The sequence below is a fragment of the Peribacillus sp. AS_2 genome (assembly GCF_026891895.1).
GTDB classification, from domain to species: Bacteria; Bacillota; Bacilli; order Bacillales; family DSM-1321; genus Peribacillus; species Peribacillus frigoritolerans.
Window position 1 is genome coordinate 1 of sequence record NZ_JAPTGA010000011.1, and the last position, 14,588, is coordinate 14,588.

Sequence of the window (14,588 nt, forward strand, 5' to 3'; positions counted from 1 at the left end):
TTTCCCCCTGTGAGAGTAGGACGTCGCCAAGCAGGTTTCATATGGAGGATTAGCTCAGCTGGGAGAGCATCTGCCTTACAAGCAGAGGGTCGGCGGTTCGATCCCGTCATCCTCCACCATTTTACACCTGCCGGTGTAGCTCAACTGGTAGAGCAACTGACTTGTAATCAGTAGGTTGGGGGTTCAAGTCCTCTTGCCGGCACCACTTTTTAAGATAGTACAAGCACGAGCCATTAGCTCAGTTGGTAGAGCATCTGACTTTTAATCAGAGGGTCGAAGGTTCGAATCCTTCATGGCTCACCATTTATATGCGGGTGTGGCGGAATTGGCAGACGCACCAGACTTAGGATCTGGCGCCGCAAGGCGTGGGGGTTCAAGTCCCTTCACCCGCATCTTTCATGCGGAAGTAGTTCAGTGGTAGAATACAACCTTGCCAAGGTTGGGGTCGCGGGTTCGAATCCCGTCTTCCGCTCCACTTTTCGTATGTGCCGGGGTGGCGGAACTGGCAGACGCACAGGACTTAAAATCCTGCGGTAGGTGACTACCGTACCGGTTCGATTCCGGTCCTCGGCACCATCATAATATGCGCCCGTAGCTCAATTGGATAGAGCATCTGACTACGAATCAGAAGGTTGTAGGTTCGACTCCCGCCGGGCGCACCATGTTTTTATTGCGGGAAGTAGCTCAGCTTGGTAGAGCACTTGGTTTGGGACCAAGGGGTCGCAGGTTCGAATCCTGTCTTCCCGACCACGTGATTTTTAATGAATGGGGCCTTAGCTCAGCTGGGAGAGCGCCTGCCTTGCACGCAGGAGGTCAGCGGTTCGATCCCGCTAGGCTCCACCATTTTTCAATCAGAAACTTATATTATATTGGCGGTGTAGCTCAGCTGGCTAGAGCGTACGGTTCATACCCGTGAGGTCGGGGGTTCGATCCCCTCCGCCGCTACCAATAAATATAAGGACCTTTAGCTCAGCTGGTTAGAGCAGACGGCTCATAACCGTCCGGTCGTAGGTTCGAGTCCTACAAGGTCCACCATATTCATTTTTTTAAGCCGTGGAGGTATACCCAAGTTCGGCTGAAGGGATCGGTCTTGAAAACCGACAGGGGAGTCAAATCCCGCGGGGGTTCGAATCCCTCTACCTCCTCCATTTTTTCTAAAAGCAGCAAGTTGTTTTAAAACAACCTTACATAAAGGATGCGGACGAAACAATATTCACGAAAGCTTGATGCTAATCGTTTCATTATTACCGTCGCGGGGTGGAGCAGTCCGGTAGCTCGTCGGGCTCATAACCCGAAGGTCGCAGGTTCAAATCCTGTCCCCGCAATTATTAGGTCCCGTGGTGTAGCGGTTAACATGCCTGCCTGTCACGCAGGAGATCGCGGGTTCGATTCCCGTCGGGACCGCCATTATTTAAATTGAATACATATGTGGCTCAGTAGCTCAGTCGGTAGAGCAAAGGACTGAAAATCCTTGTGTCGGCGGTTCGATTCCGTCCTGAGCCACCATATCTTACAAAATTACGGCGATTGTGGCGAAGTGGTTAACGCACCTGATTGTGGTTCAGGCATTCGTGGGTTCGATTCCCATCAGTCGCCCCATTTCGCGGGTGTAGTTTAGTGGTAAAACCTCAGCCTTCCAAGCTGATGATGAGGGTTCGATTCCCTTCACCCGCTCCAAATATGGGCCTATAGCTCAGCTGGTTAGAGCGCACGCCTGATAAGCGTGAGGTCGATGGTTCGAGTCCATTTAGGCCCACCATATTCATATTGTTCCGCAGTAGCTCAGTGGTAGAGCATTCGGCTGTTAACCGAACGGTCGTAGGTTCGAGTCCTACCTGCGGAGCCATGGGGAAGTACTCAAGAGGCTGAAGAGGCGCCCCTGCTAAGGGTGTAGGTCGCGCGAGCGGCGCGAGGGTTCAAATCCCTCCTTCTCCGCCAGTTGGCCCGTTGGTCAAGCGGTTAAGACACCGCCCTTTCACGGCGGTAACACGGGTTCGAATCCCGTACGGGTCATAACAAAAAAGGAAGCATACAATCATGTATGCTTCTTTTTTTCATTTATTTTCCCTGATATAACCATCTTTTTGTTTATAGGGAATGTCTCCAAGTTGAGATTCTATATTTTCTTCTTTCAGGGTATCTTCATATTCCTTTTGCTTTTTGTTCGGTATATCCACTCTCGTTTTTCCTTCGATATCATTTGCGGCAAATCCTTCATAGTCTTCAGGAAATCCATCGGTTTCATCCTCGTTTTTATAAAGATCATTGTAATTGTCATGATCACCGGTATAATCAGATGGCGTTTCTGATGTACCGAATTTGGCCACTTCACCAAAGCTATCTTCTTTAGCCGCCATTTCGATTCCATGACGATTTTCAAAATGATCACCCTTGGATGGAATCAGTATATCCTCTTCCACTGGCCTGTCTTGTGAAAGCGTTCGTTCTGGGGCATGCTCGACACAGTAGAGGGTGCTTGGGATCGCTTCAAGCCTCTCGATGGGGATTTCCTTATTGCAGGTTTTACAATGGCCATACGATCCTTCTTCCATGGCTTTCAAAGCTTCTTCTATTTTCTCCATTTCGGATTGTGCATGCTCATCGAGTGCTTGATTCCGTTCCATCTCGAATAATTCGGTCCCTAGGTCTGCAGGATGATTATCATAGGATGATAATTCACCTACGGATTCCGTCTGGCTGTTATCCAGAACGGATTGTTCATCATCTTGAATTCTATTACATAGCTCATTTTTTTCCTGAAGCAGTTCTTTTTTTAATTTTTGCGTTTGTTGTTTCGTTGCCATATCCAATTCACTCCTTCTAAACTAAAGTCCAAATCTCTTTTTATATTGGTAAGGTGGTTGTATTATCTATTACCCGAATCGGAGTATAGGAAAACAATATGGAACGGAAGATAGAAAAAAGGACTGAGCGGATGGGCTCAGTCCCCGGAGACTATATAAGATAGCTGATGAATAATCCAATGGCCATGAGTAAGCCAAAGAAGGTGTTCGTTTGGGCAGTGGCTTTCATTGCCGGCACCATCGTGATCGGCTGTGTTTTACCTACGAAGCCTTTTATTGCGGCCATTGCCTTCGGTATGCTAAGGAAGGCAAGGAGAATCCAAGCCGTAACGCTTCCGGTAAGAACGAGCCCAACAAGCCATAGATAAGAGAAAGCGAACATGATTGCCATGAATGTCAGGGCGTTTTTCCTGCCCATCACGACTGGCATCGTTTTGCGGCCATGTGCCTTATCCCCATCATGATCCCGGAGGTTATTGGATAAGTTGATCAGCCCTACCAGTATCCCACTTGGAATGGCAATTAAGATGGCTGTTGAAGAAACATCACCGGTTTGAATGAAAAAGGCGATCAGGATTATCAAAAAGCCCATGAACAATCCAGAAAAAAGTTCCCCGAACGGTGTATATGAAATGGGCAGGGGACCGCCTGTATAAAGATAGCCGACAAGCATGCAAACGAGGCCTACTGCAGCTAGCCACCAAGACGATGCGGCACAGATATAGATTCCAATGATCAAGGCGATGGCATACATGCCAAGGGCCAAGTTCATGATTAGTCTGGGGGTCATCCCATGTCGGACGATCCCGCCTCCGATGCCTACGGATTCCTCCGTATCCAGGCCTCTCTTGAAATCATAGTATTCATTGAATAAATTGGTTGCAGCTTGAATCAGGATACTTGCAACCATCATGGCAGCGAATAGTAACCAATTCACTCCATCTTCCAAAAGTGCAATCACAGTTCCAAGTAAGACTGGGACAAAAGCAGCGGTTAGTGTATGTGGACGAATTAACTCCCACCAAATCTTCCAGGTCCGTTTAAGGGGAAGTCCGTCGTATTCTGTTTGCATTATTTCTCTCCTCAAAATCATTATTGGTTCTCTCGAAATTATAACAAATATTGAAATGTTGCACAAAAGGTTATCCTAATAAATGCAGGAAAAGTGGTATGGGTGTAATTGAAATTCATGGGTGATTCATTTCCAAAATCAAGGGTATTTCTCTACATTCGCTAAGATTCATATAATAAGGAAAAAAGCAGGGAAGAATCGTTCGGTAAAGGGGCGTTTTATTGACATGAGGTTCAAGGGAGGTGTATCTTTAAATAGGTTAAATAGCTTTTAAAATGTACATTTGGGGGGATTTTTTTGGCTATCTCAGAGGAAACTGAACAGTTTCAGGGACTGGCTTCAGCTATACAAAAGGCGAAGGACTTGAATGATCAAGTTCTATTCAGTCATATTAAGAAGATTAAATGCAACAGCCCCCTTTCATTTTATCAAGCTGGAAGAGAACGGTATGCAGGTGAACGTTTTTTCTGGGAGGACCCTGCAAAGGAAATAACCATCACCGGTTTAGGCAATGTTAAGAAACTCAAAGCGGCATCGAATGCCGAACGTTATAGAGAAGTCGAAAAGAGCTGGATCAAACTGCAGAATGATGCTGTCAAAACAGGAGTGACCGATGTAGAAGCGACAGGTCCTTTACTGTTTGGGGGCTTTTCTTTTGATTATGAAACTGACAGTACGCTCCTTTGGAATCAGTTCGGGGACAACCTGTTTTATATACCTGCCTTCATGCTGTCAATAGTGGGGAAACAAGCTTACTTAACGACAAACTTACTTTGTTCGCCTGATGATTCAGAAAAACTCTTCATAGATATGATAAATGAACGGGAAGCTTTCCTCTTCGAAAGCTTGGATGGCAATGGATTGGGTGCAAATTCCCTTGTTATGCAGAGGGAAGTCGAACCTGAGGAATGGAAGCGGACGGTCGCAGAGGCTGTTCAGGAAATCAAGACGACAGATCTCGACAAGATTGTTTTGGCAAGGGAGCTTCGACTTGGTTTTGAACGTTCCATCGATTCGGGGAAAGTGCTTGAACAATTGATTGCTGAGCAGCCATTGAGTTATATTTTCAGTTTGGAGGCTGGTGGTGACTGTTTTGTCGGTGCCACTCCCGAACGTTTGATTAAGAAACAGGGAAATGAAGTTTTTTCTACCTGCCTTGCCGGATCGATGCGGCGAGGGAAAGATGAGCAAGAAGATGTTTGTCTTGGTGAAGAATTGCTTCATGACCAAAAGAATTTACAAGAGCATCAATATGTCGTGTCGATGATATCCAATGCTTTTGATTCTTTATGCGAAAAGGTGATGGTCCCAGCCGGACCGACACTTATGAAAAACCGTCATATCCAGCATTTGTACACACCGGTTCGCGGTATATCCAAGGAAGGTGTCACGATTTTTGAATTTGTCGAGAACCTCCATCCCACCCCTGCCATGGGAGGACTTCCAAAAGAAAAGGCTGTTGTCCGAATTCGGGAATTGGAAGGTCTGGAACGCGGATTTTATGCGGGTCCTTTAGGCTGGGTGGATACGTATGGGAACGGGGAATTCGCTGTAGGGATACGTTCTGCCTTGATACAGAACAATGAGGCATCGCTCTTTGCCGGATGCGGAGTAGTGGAAGATTCGACACCCGAAAGTGAATTCAGGGAAACGGGGATTAAATTCAATCCGATGTTAAGTGCTTTAGGAGGAAATCTTAATGAATGACCGAGATGCATTGACAGCGTATGCTGCTTCATTCGTCGATGAGCTTGCACAAAATGAGGTGAAGCATGTGGTGGTGAGCCCAGGTTCACGATCCACGCCACTGGCTTTGCTGCTAGTGGAACATCCTGATATCGAAATTCATATTAATGTGGATGAGCGTTCGGCTGCTTTTTTTGCCCTTGGTTTGGCTAAGGCCTTAAAAGAACCTGTCGGACTTCTTTGTACGTCCGGTACAGCCGCTGCAAACTATTACCCAGCCGTCATCGAGGCTTTCTATTCAAGAGTGCCGCTTATTGTACTTACCGCTGACCGTCCGCATGAATTGCGAGATGTCGGAGCCCCGCAGGCGATCGATCAAATACACCTTTACGGGAGACATGTAAAATGGTTTGTCGAAATGGCTCTTCCTGAAAGCACTGAAGGGATGATGCGGTATGCCAGAACGGTCGGTGCAAGGGCAGTGGCTACTGCGGCCGCTGAACCGGCAGGGCCTGTACATTTGAATTTCCCGCTTCGAGAACCATTGATTCCGGACCTGGAGCAAGCAAAGGAGTACCGGCAAACTAAAAGGTCGCCTGCAGTGTTGATTGACAGTGGAGAACGGTCATTGTCCGCATCACAATTAGAAGCGGTTGCAACTACATTGTCAAAAGCTAAGCAAGGTATCATTGTATGTGGCGAATTACCGCATCCAGAGATGAAGGAAGCCATAGTCGCATTAGCGAAAAAACTTGCTTTTCCGGTACTGGCTGATCCCCTTTCACAGTTAAGGAGCGGAAGTCATGATAAAGCCGTCATCATTGATGCGTACGATACGTTTCTGCGCGATGAAACGGCAAAAGCGGCGTTCAGGCCGGAAGTGATCTTGCGATTCGGGGCAATGCCTGTATCTAAACCGTTATTGTTATTCATGAAAAAACAAAAACAGGCGATTACTTTGGTCGTCGATGGCGGAGCAGGCTGGCGAGAACCAGCCGGTTTGGCAACGAATATGATTTACAGCGAAGAGAAAGATTTTTGTCTGCGAATAGCTCAAAGCATTACTTCTTCCCCTGATGATGAATGGCTTCGCTTATGGCAAACCGTCAACGGTGCGACGAAGGATGCCTTAGCCTCCGTCAGGGATGAAGCGGAGTTAAGCGAAGGCAAGCTGTTCGCTTTGCTTGCTGATATGATGCCATTGGAGTCGACGTTATTTGTCGGGAATAGTATGCCTATACGTGATTTGGATACTTTCTTTTTGAATAATGGAAAGGGAATCCAAACCATTGCCAATCGCGGGGCGAATGGCATCGATGGTGTCGTTTCCACTGCACTTGGCGTGAGCACGGTATCGAAAAATACAGTGCTGGCAATCGGGGATTTAAGCTTTTTCCATGATATGAATGGCTTGCTTGCAGCAAAACTTCAAAAACAAAATTTCACGATTTTGCTGGTTAATAATGATGGCGGCGGCATTTTTTCCTTCTTGCCGCAGGCGAATGAGAGGGAACATTTCGAAACGCTATTCGGCACGCCTCATGGGCTTGATTTTTCACATACTGCCCAACTTTATGGCGGTAAATACAACAAGGTGCAAAATTGGGATGAGTTCGAGAAAGTATTTACCGAGTCGTTCGAAATTCAAGGTCTGAAAATCATCGAAGTACCGACAGAAAGAGAGTCCAATCTGCAAAAGCATCGAAATTTGTGGAGCTTTGTTTCCCAGGAAATAAAAATGGTGTTAGACAGGGAAATATCATGAATATTGTCAGCAAGGATGTCAATTATGCTGTTGAAATAACGGGAAATGGGGATCCTCTTGTACTTTTGCATGGATTTACGGGAAATCGGGATACATGGAAATTTCTCATCCCGCTACTGAGTGACAGGTATACGCTGATCATGGTCGACATCATCGGACATGGCATGTCTGCATCACCAGACGACTATCGAAGGTATGAGCTGGAAAATGTGGCTGAGGATATCAAGTATATTTTGGATGTGTTACATTTCCCGAAAGCCCATATTCTTGGATACTCGATGGGCGGAAGGCTCGGATTGGGATTTGCCTGTTTGTATCCTGAATATGTTGATACATTGATACTGGAGAGTGCTTCACCGGGTCTTTTAACAGAAGAGGAACGGGAAATCCGTAGGGGAAATGATCGGAGGCTTGCCGAACGGATTCTTGCAAATGGCATGGAAGCGTTTGTGGATCAATGGGAAAACATCCCGCTGTTTGAAAGCCAAAAACGGCTGTCGGCCAAAACCAGGTCGGCCATTCGGGAGCAGCGGCTGGCAAATGACCCTGCCGGCCTTTCCAATAGCCTTCTTGGCATGGGGACCGGCAGTCAGGCTTCTTACTGGGAACAACTGCAAACCCTTGATTTCCCGGTGCTCCTTGTAACCGGTGAACTTGACCATAAGTTTTGTCGAATAGCGGACTCGATGAAAAAAGAGCTGAAGCGAGCCGAATGGAAAATAATAAATGATGCGGGACATGCGATTCATGTGGAAGTTGGAGAAAAGTTTGGTAAAATAATAAGTGAGTTTTTAAAGCGAAATATAAGGAGGAATTAATGTGACGATTCAATGGGAAACAATACGTGAATATGATGAGATTTTATATGAAAAATATAACGGGATTGCGAAAGTGTCCATCAATAGACCGCATGTACATAATGCATTCACGCCAAAAACGACTGCTGAAATGATTGATGCATTTGCAAGGGCGCGTGATGATTCCAGCATTGGTGTCATTATTTTAACAGGTGTAGGCGGCAAAGCATTCTGTTCAGGCGGAGACCAAAAAGTCCGCGGAAATGGCGGATATGTGGGTGAAGATAACATTCCGCGTCTAAATGTTCTTGATTTGCAACGTTTGATCCGCGTCATTCCAAAACCAGTCGTAGCCATGGTGGCAGGATATGCAATTGGCGGAGGTAATGTCCTGAACGTGGTATGTGACTTGACGATTGCTGCTGACAATGCAATTTTCGGACAAACTGGACCGAATGTAGGAAGCTTTGATGCTGGTTATGGTTCTGGCTACCTTGCACGTATCGTGGGTCATAAAAAGGCACGTGAAATCTGGTACCTATGCCGTCAATACAATGCACAGGAAGCATTGGATATGGGATTGGTCAACACGGTCGTGCCTTTAGACCAATTAGAAGCGGAAACGGTTAAATGGTGTGAAGAAATGCTTGAGAAGAGCCCGACTGCACTTCGTTTCCTGAAAGCGGCAATGAACGCTGATACGGATGGCCTTGCAGGTCTTCAGCAATTGGCTGGTGACGCTACACTTTTATACTATACAACAGAAGAAGCAAAAGAAGGCCGCGATGCATTCAAAGAAAAACGTACTCCGGACTTTGGGCAATTCCCTCGTTTCCCTTAATGAAACGCGTGAATCGATGAGACTGACAGCTTGGCGGAAAATCGCCGGGCTGTTTTCTATATCAAAAAGGAAGAGGGGAAGCAGTAATGGCAGAAGAAAAGTTGCCGAACTGGCTTAAAAATCGGGCGCATCTTTCACCGGATCGCCCGGCAATTGAGTTTGAAGGTCATACGTATAGCTTTCTTGAACTGTATACTTTATCGGAGAAGATGGCTGGAAGGCTTTCAAGCATTGGTCTGGGCGCTGGCGATTCATGCGCGGTTTTGCTCCGTAACCATATTGATGGTGTTGTCGTTATCCATGCACTATTTCATCTGGGTGTGAAGATTGTGATGCTGAATAATAAGCTAACGGCAAAAGAGCTGTCCTGGCAGATCGAGGACAGCAAAACTGCCTATCTGGTTTCGGAAGGGTCCTTCTCCGGCAAACTCGCTGATATTGGTGAGATTCTCCCGGATTTGAAGCTTCACTTAATGGAAGAATTGCCGGATGAAGGCACAGCAGTGATACTTCAAGAGTTTTACCTTGAGGATACCGCTACGATCATGTATACATCTGGCACGACAGGAAATCCAAAAGGGGTGATCCAAACATTCGGCAACCATTGGTGGAGTGCCGTAGGGTCTGTTTTGAACCTTGGATTGCATGAAGAAGATTCTTGGTATTGTGCGGTTCCGATCTTTCATATTAGCGGTTTATCCATCTTGATGAAAAATGTGATTTATGGCATGAAAGTCGTTTTGGCGGAACGTTTTGATGAACGGGAAGCAAACCGGAGCATCCAGGAAAATGGCGTGACGATCATTTCGGTCGTGACGGCGATGCTAAATAGGATGGTGCAGGATATGAAGGGAACAAGCTATCCAAAAACCTTCCGCTGTTTCCTGTTGGGCGGCGGCCCTGCACCCGTCCATTTGCTTGAGGTATGTAAGGAGAAAGGGATTCCTGTCTATCAAACATATGGGATGACCGAAACGTCTTCACAGATTGTGACGCTGGCACCAGAATATAGCATGACAAAAATCGGCTCTGCGGGAAAGCCTTTGTTTCCTTCGCAGTTACGGATTGAGAAAGACGGCACGATGTGTGAACCGGGTGCAGTGGGGGAAATCGTGGTATCGGGTCCGAATGTGACGAAAGGCTATTTTAATCGGATGGATGCTACACAGCAGGCCATTATCGATGGATGGCTTTATACTGGGGACCTTGGTTATCTCGATGAGGAAGGTTTTTTATATGTGCTTGACCGACGCTCGGATTTAATCATTTCCGGCGGTGAAAATGTCTACCCGGCCGAGATTGAAAATGTCCTTAGTACGCACCCCGATGTGTTCGAAGCGGGAGTGACGGGGACAGAAGATGAAAAATGGGGACAGGTCCCGCTTGCCTTTGTTGTCCTGCATCAAGGTGCAGAGCTAGGTGAGAGCGAACTGCTCGAATATTGCAAGGAGTATTTGGCACCCTATAAGATTCCCAGGAACGTGATATTTTGTAAGGAGCTTCCCCGGAATGGAGCAAGCAAGCTTCTGAGACGGGAACTGAAGAAGGAGATGGGGGAATGGCAATGAAGTTATCCTCCATTTCCCTAAAGCTCATTAAGGCCCCTTTAAAGCGGCCATTCAAGACGCATCTTGAAACGGTAAGCGACCGGGAAGTGATAATAGTCGAAGCCATGGATGAAGACGGATTGATTGGATACGGGGAAGCTGTGCCTTTTACAAGTCCTTGGTATACCGAGGAAACGATCAAAACATGCTTTCATATGTTGGAAGACTTCTTAATCCCGCTGACATTGGCCAGTCAGATCAGGCATCCTGATGAGCTGCCGAACTTATGGAGCGGAATCAGGCGGAATGCAATGGCGAAGTCGGCTTTAGAGCAGGCAATCCTCGATTTGTATGCGAAGCAGAAAGGAGTCTACCTCGGACGGCTGTTTGGCGGCGAACGAAGGGAAGTGGCCGCTGGCGTAGTCATTGCATCGAATGATATAGAAGATGCGATGCGCCAGATCGAGGATTTTTCCGATTCCGGTTATCAGCGATATAAAATAAAAATAAATCCTCAAAATGATCTGGAGTTTTTAGCGGAAATCCGTCGGGCCTATCCCGATATCCCGCTAATGGCAGATGCCAATTCAGCGTACACTCTTGATGACATCCCACATCTGCAGAAGCTTGAGGACTTTAAGCTGATGATGATTGAGCAGCCGCTGGGGCATGACGACATTGTGGAACATTCATTTTTGCAGAAACAGCTGCAGACACCCATTTGCCTTGATGAAAGCATAAATTCATTTCATGATGCAAAAAGTGCACTGTCGCTCCAGAGCTGTGGGGTCATCAACATTAAGATGGCTAAAGTCGGCGGCTGGATGGAAGCTGTAAGAATCCATGATCTATGCCTGGGAAATGATGTGCCCGTTTGGTGCGGCGGTATGATTGAATTTGGCATTTCACGTGCACATAATATTGCACTTGCCTCATTAAAAGGGTTCACGATTCCCGGGGATATATCATCTTCATCCCGTTATTGGGATGGAGATATAATCGATCCTGAAGTCATCGTCGAAAATGGCATGATCCAAGTTCCCGATAAAGCTGGAATCGGTTTTGCCATCAATGAAAAGCGGCTAAAGGAATTGACTACATATAGTAAACTGTTCAAATGAAACATCAAAGGAGGTGCACGGCCCACCTCTTTTGATCAAATATTGACCATATCTCCTTGTACTCCCACGATCTATGCAACTTACCCAATTCGTACTTTATTGGACGGAAACCCCACCCTTTTGGAACATGATTTTAATAGGATACTAACAGTCGGAGGAAAGGGTACGGCTGACTGAAATCAACCTGAACATTTTTAATTTGTCTGCAGATTTTTCAGAAAAACCATTTAAATGGCCCGATAAAACATAATTTTTTCGGAAAATGGGGCTTTGTCTATTTTTCCTTTATTGGATTATTTTGTATAATGAATGAAAAGAAGGGCAACCAAAGGGAAAAGGAGGGGAGAGTGTATGAAAAAACCGTACCTTATTGCGGAAATTCTACTAAGAAGGGGCATGCCTGACTATGTCATAAAAGAAGTGACGGCTTTGAAGGAGTGCGAGCTGTTTCTTTTGAAGCGAAAGTGGGGCCTATATGACCGGAAGACAGGTGCGTAAAGAATGAAAGTAAAAAGGGAACCGTTTCAAGCCGGTCCCCATGCGTTTAAGGTTTTTTTAGCCGGTACCTATTGACTGGACGGCCTATGCTGCCATATTGAACGTCAAGCTGAAGGACTTCTTCGCCATGCAAGTATTCAAGATAGCGCCTAGCTGTAACTCTGGCTATTCCAATTCCATCAGCCACTTCTTCTGCCGATAGTGACCCAGGCTGGGTCTTTATGAACTTCGTCACTTGCTCAAGAGTCGCGCCATTCAATCCTTTCGGAACATCATATTTCGGACGCGCTTCAGAATGTGTCTTATTTTGAAAGAGGATTCGGTCGAGCTGATTTTGGGAAATTTGATGATCAGGTTCAACCTCCATCCGAAAAGCATAATATTGTTCCAGCGTATGTTTTAGCCTATCGAATTTAAATGGCTTGATTAAATAGTCAAAAGCCCCGTTCTGTATCATTTTTCGAATCGTTTTCTGATCATTTGCCGCTGAAATGATGATAACATCCACATCAATTTGCTCTTTTCTAATTTGATAAAGTGTATCAACCCCGTTTAAAGATGGCATGAAGATGTCCAAAATGACAAGGTCGGGTCTAGACTGCCTGATTTTTTCCAGACCTTCAAGCCCATTTGAAGCTGTATCAACGATTTTAAAGGCAGGCAGGCGCTCGATGAACTGTTTGTTGACCTCTTGGACCATTGGGTCATCTTCAATTAATAGTACACGAATTTCGTTAGTCATTTTGGTTCTCCTCTATATCATGCATCGGAAAAGAAAGAAAAAAGCTTGTTCCCTCATTAGGGCGTGTCGTGAATTTCATTTCGCCGTTCGCTTTTTTTACAATTTGGTCTATTAGATAAAGACCAATTCCTGATCCTTCCGCACCTTTTGTTGTAAAACCATATTCAAAAATATCTTTATGAATGTCCTCGGGAATGCCGGGTCCATTATCCTCAAGCACGATTTGACAATGACGTTCGTCCTGGTAGATGGATAGATAAACCTGTTTTGTTTCCTCTGAACAATACTTTAGCGCTGCGAATGAGTTTTCGATCAGGTTTCCGATTATCAAAACAAAATCGTGATGATCCAAACCAGCGGGGAAGCGGTCCAATTTTGTGTGTTTGTCCATGATGAGCTCGATCCCGAGTTCCCGTCCCAAGGAGATCTTACTTAATATCAGCCCCACTAAATTATCATCGTGAATGTGCTTCGTTAAAAACCTGGTCAATTCCTCTTGTTCTTCCGTGATCTGAAAAATGTAATGCAGCGCTTCGTCAAGATTACCTAGCTGGATCAATCCTGCTATCGTATGAAGTTTGTTCATATGTTCATGGTTTTGAACGCGCAGGGCTTCAACGAATGCTTTGACACTAGTCAACTCTTCAGCTAGCTTCGTCACATCGGTGCGATCCTGGAAAATGGCCACGGCACCGATCGTTTTATCCGCAATCTTTATCGGTACCCGGTTGCTTACAATATTCCTGTTTTGAACGGAGATTTCCTGATTGAAGATGGGAGATGTCCGATTGAGCACTTCCGGGAGACGGGTATCGTGTATGATATCATTGATATTCTTGCCTATGACCGCACCTTCGATCTTGAATATCTGCTTAGCCTTTTCATTGAAAATCGTGATGGCCTGATTATTATCTATGGCGATGACCCCTTCATGCATGGCATTGAAAGCGGCTGTCCTTTCAACCAACATTCGTGAAATTTCATGGGGTTCCAGTTGGAAGGTTTCTTTTTTTATCCTTTTTGCCATGAGCCAAGAGCCGCAAACACCGAATAGAAGGGTAAGGACCAGGATAATCGCGATTTCGCCTTTCAGGTCCTTGATTAATTCCGGTATCGTAGGCAGGATATTCCCGACCAGCACGACGCCGATTTGCTCTCTATCTCCATCAAGGATCGGGACAAAGGCGCGGACGGAAATGCCAAGTTCGCCAGCAGCCTTTGAAAGGTATTCGTGTTCTGCGAACGCAGCGCTTTCATCACTGCTGCTGGATGGGGTCCCCAATTGACTGAACACCGGGTGGGAATAGCGTATATGCTGATTGTTAAGTACAACTATATAATCCGCTTGATGGATTTTTCTTAAGTTTTCAATAATCGGGTTAAGCTGCGTCCATCCTTCAGGCTCACGGACCAATTTCTGTACTTCAGGGAGTTCGGCAATGGTATGGGCTGTAATCATGGATCGTTTGCCGATTTCATCTTCCCTGACCGAAACGATATTTCCGAATATAAAAATCCCGCCTATAAGTATCGAAAAAGCGACGATTACGAATGATAGCAGGGTGATTTTAATTTGAATGGGCATATGAAAGGGTTTATCCATTGGTTTTCCTCCATTACTTCTATACTTAATAGTAACAGAATTTCTATCACTTTTCGCTATTTTTCGCGCAGTGTAATACGACAGCAATAAGCTGTGATAGAATAGTGATAAT

11 protein-coding genes and 21 tRNA genes are annotated in these 14,588 nt (G+C 45.8%); 28 read left to right on the forward strand and 4 right to left on the reverse strand.

Annotation, left to right across the window (positions count from 1 at the left end):
- The first annotated feature begins 43 nt into the window (after positions 1-43).
- The 21 genes from OTG27_RS18815 (at position 44) to OTG27_RS18915 (ending at position 2,013) form a co-directional block, all read left to right on the forward strand.
- Positions 44-119: transfer RNA gene (locus OTG27_RS18815), tRNA-Val, on the forward strand.
- Between the two features lie 10 nt (positions 120-129).
- Positions 130-205 (forward strand) — tRNA-Thr (locus OTG27_RS18820).
- A gap of 22 nt (positions 206-227) precedes the next feature.
- A tRNA-Lys gene (locus tag OTG27_RS18825) sits at positions 228-303 on the forward strand.
- A gap of 7 nt (positions 304-310) precedes the next feature.
- Positions 311-392: transfer RNA gene (locus OTG27_RS18830), tRNA-Leu, on the forward strand.
- An 8-nt stretch (positions 393-400) separates the two neighbouring features.
- Positions 401-475 (forward strand) — tRNA-Gly (locus tag OTG27_RS18835).
- A 12-nt stretch (positions 476-487) separates the two neighbouring features.
- Positions 488-576 (forward strand) — tRNA-Leu (locus tag OTG27_RS18840).
- 9 nt (positions 577-585) lie between these two features.
- Positions 586-662: transfer RNA gene (locus OTG27_RS18845), tRNA-Arg, on the forward strand.
- 11 nt (positions 663-673) lie between these two features.
- A tRNA-Pro gene (locus tag OTG27_RS18850) sits at positions 674-750 on the forward strand.
- 17 nt (positions 751-767) lie between these two features.
- Positions 768-843: transfer RNA gene (locus tag OTG27_RS18855), tRNA-Ala, on the forward strand.
- Positions 844-871: 28 nt separating this feature from the next.
- Positions 872-948: transfer RNA gene (locus tag OTG27_RS18860), tRNA-Met, on the forward strand.
- Between the two features lie 10 nt (positions 949-958).
- Positions 959-1,035: transfer RNA gene (locus OTG27_RS18865), tRNA-Ile, on the forward strand.
- Positions 1,036-1,055: 20 nt separating this feature from the next.
- Positions 1,056-1,148 (forward strand) — tRNA-Ser (locus OTG27_RS18870).
- 103 nt (positions 1,149-1,251) lie between these two features.
- Positions 1,252-1,325: transfer RNA gene (locus OTG27_RS18875), tRNA-Met, on the forward strand.
- A 6-nt stretch (positions 1,326-1,331) separates the two neighbouring features.
- Positions 1,332-1,407: transfer RNA gene (locus tag OTG27_RS18880), tRNA-Asp, on the forward strand.
- A gap of 23 nt (positions 1,408-1,430) precedes the next feature.
- A tRNA-Phe gene (locus tag OTG27_RS18885) sits at positions 1,431-1,506 on the forward strand.
- Between the two features lie 17 nt (positions 1,507-1,523).
- Positions 1,524-1,599 (forward strand) — tRNA-His (locus OTG27_RS18890).
- A 4-nt stretch (positions 1,600-1,603) separates the two neighbouring features.
- Positions 1,604-1,677 (forward strand) — tRNA-Gly (locus OTG27_RS18895).
- Positions 1,678-1,682: 5 nt separating this feature from the next.
- Positions 1,683-1,759 (forward strand) — tRNA-Ile (locus OTG27_RS18900).
- Positions 1,760-1,771: 12 nt separating this feature from the next.
- Positions 1,772-1,846, forward strand: a tRNA-Asn gene (locus OTG27_RS18905).
- Position 1,847: 1 nt separating this feature from the next.
- Positions 1,848-1,938 (forward strand) — tRNA-Ser (locus OTG27_RS18910).
- Between the two features lie 3 nt (positions 1,939-1,941).
- Positions 1,942-2,013: transfer RNA gene (locus OTG27_RS18915), tRNA-Glu, on the forward strand.
- A gap of 41 nt (positions 2,014-2,054) precedes the next feature.
- On the opposite strand, the gene OTG27_RS18920 is transcribed toward OTG27_RS18915, so the two are convergent.
- Positions 2,055-2,804 (reverse strand): TraR/DksA C4-type zinc finger protein, encoded by a 750-nt coding sequence (locus OTG27_RS18920; RefSeq protein ID WP_268937747.1) that lies wholly within the window; start codon positions 2,802-2,804, stop codon positions 2,055-2,057.
- Positions 2,805-2,955: 151 nt separating this feature from the next.
- Positions 2,956-3,876 (reverse strand): 1,4-dihydroxy-2-naphthoate polyprenyltransferase, encoded by a 921-nt coding sequence (locus OTG27_RS18925; RefSeq protein WP_063574831.1) that lies wholly within the window; start codon positions 3,874-3,876, stop codon positions 2,956-2,958.
- 297 nt (positions 3,877-4,173) lie between these two features.
- Here OTG27_RS18925 and OTG27_RS18930 point away from each other — a divergent pair, with 297 nt between their 5' ends.
- The 7 genes from OTG27_RS18930 to OTG27_RS18960 all read left to right on the forward strand — a co-directional run bounded on the left by OTG27_RS18930 (position 4,174) and on the right by OTG27_RS18960 (position 12,131).
- On the forward strand, positions 4,174-5,583 hold the full coding sequence (locus OTG27_RS18930) for an isochorismate synthase (protein ID WP_106027639.1): 1,410 nt from the start codon (positions 4,174-4,176) through the stop codon (positions 5,581-5,583).
- Positions 5,576-7,327, forward strand: coding sequence for a 2-succinyl-5-enolpyruvyl-6-hydroxy-3-cyclohexene-1-carboxylic-acid synthase (gene menD / locus OTG27_RS18935; protein ID WP_268937748.1), 1,752 nt, complete (start codon positions 5,576-5,578; stop codon positions 7,325-7,327). Before OTG27_RS18930 ends, menD begins: the two co-directional genes overlap by 8 nt.
- Positions 7,324-8,145 carry a 2-succinyl-6-hydroxy-2,4-cyclohexadiene-1-carboxylate synthase gene (menH, locus tag OTG27_RS18940; RefSeq protein WP_268937749.1) on the forward strand — a complete coding sequence of 274 codons (822 nt, stop codon included), beginning with the start codon at positions 7,324-7,326 and terminating at the stop codon, positions 8,143-8,145. Before menD ends, menH begins: the two co-directional genes overlap by 4 nt.
- Positions 8,146-8,152: 7 nt before the next feature.
- On the forward strand, positions 8,153-8,965 hold the full coding sequence (gene menB, locus OTG27_RS18945; protein WP_370029151.1) for a 1,4-dihydroxy-2-naphthoyl-CoA synthase: 813 nt from the start codon (positions 8,153-8,155) through the stop codon (positions 8,963-8,965).
- An 86-nt stretch (positions 8,966-9,051) separates the two neighbouring features.
- Entirely contained in the window at positions 9,052-10,533 is a 1,482-nt protein-coding gene (locus OTG27_RS18950) for an o-succinylbenzoate--CoA ligase (RefSeq protein WP_268937750.1), read from the forward strand.
- A complete protein-coding gene (gene menC / locus OTG27_RS18955; RefSeq protein WP_268937839.1) occupies positions 10,530-11,633 on the forward strand; it encodes an o-succinylbenzoate synthase in 1,104 nt (367 codons plus the stop codon). Before OTG27_RS18950 ends, menC begins: the two co-directional genes overlap by 4 nt.
- A gap of 351 nt (positions 11,634-11,984) precedes the next feature.
- Positions 11,985-12,131 carry a hypothetical protein gene (locus OTG27_RS18960; RefSeq protein WP_153246142.1) on the forward strand — a complete coding sequence of 49 codons (147 nt, stop codon included), beginning with the start codon at positions 11,985-11,987 and terminating at the stop codon, positions 12,129-12,131.
- A 46-nt stretch (positions 12,132-12,177) separates the two neighbouring features.
- Here the strand turns inward: OTG27_RS18960 and OTG27_RS18965 are convergent, their stop codons facing one another.
- Positions 12,178-12,873, reverse strand: a complete 696-nt coding sequence (locus tag OTG27_RS18965; protein WP_268937751.1) for a response regulator — start codon at positions 12,871-12,873, stop codon at positions 12,178-12,180.
- On the reverse strand, positions 12,866-14,476 hold the full coding sequence (locus OTG27_RS18970; protein ID WP_268937752.1) for an ATP-binding protein: 1,611 nt from the start codon (positions 14,474-14,476) through the stop codon (positions 12,866-12,868). Before OTG27_RS18970 ends, OTG27_RS18965 begins: the two co-directional genes overlap by 8 nt.
- Positions 14,477-14,588 lie beyond the last annotated feature (112 nt).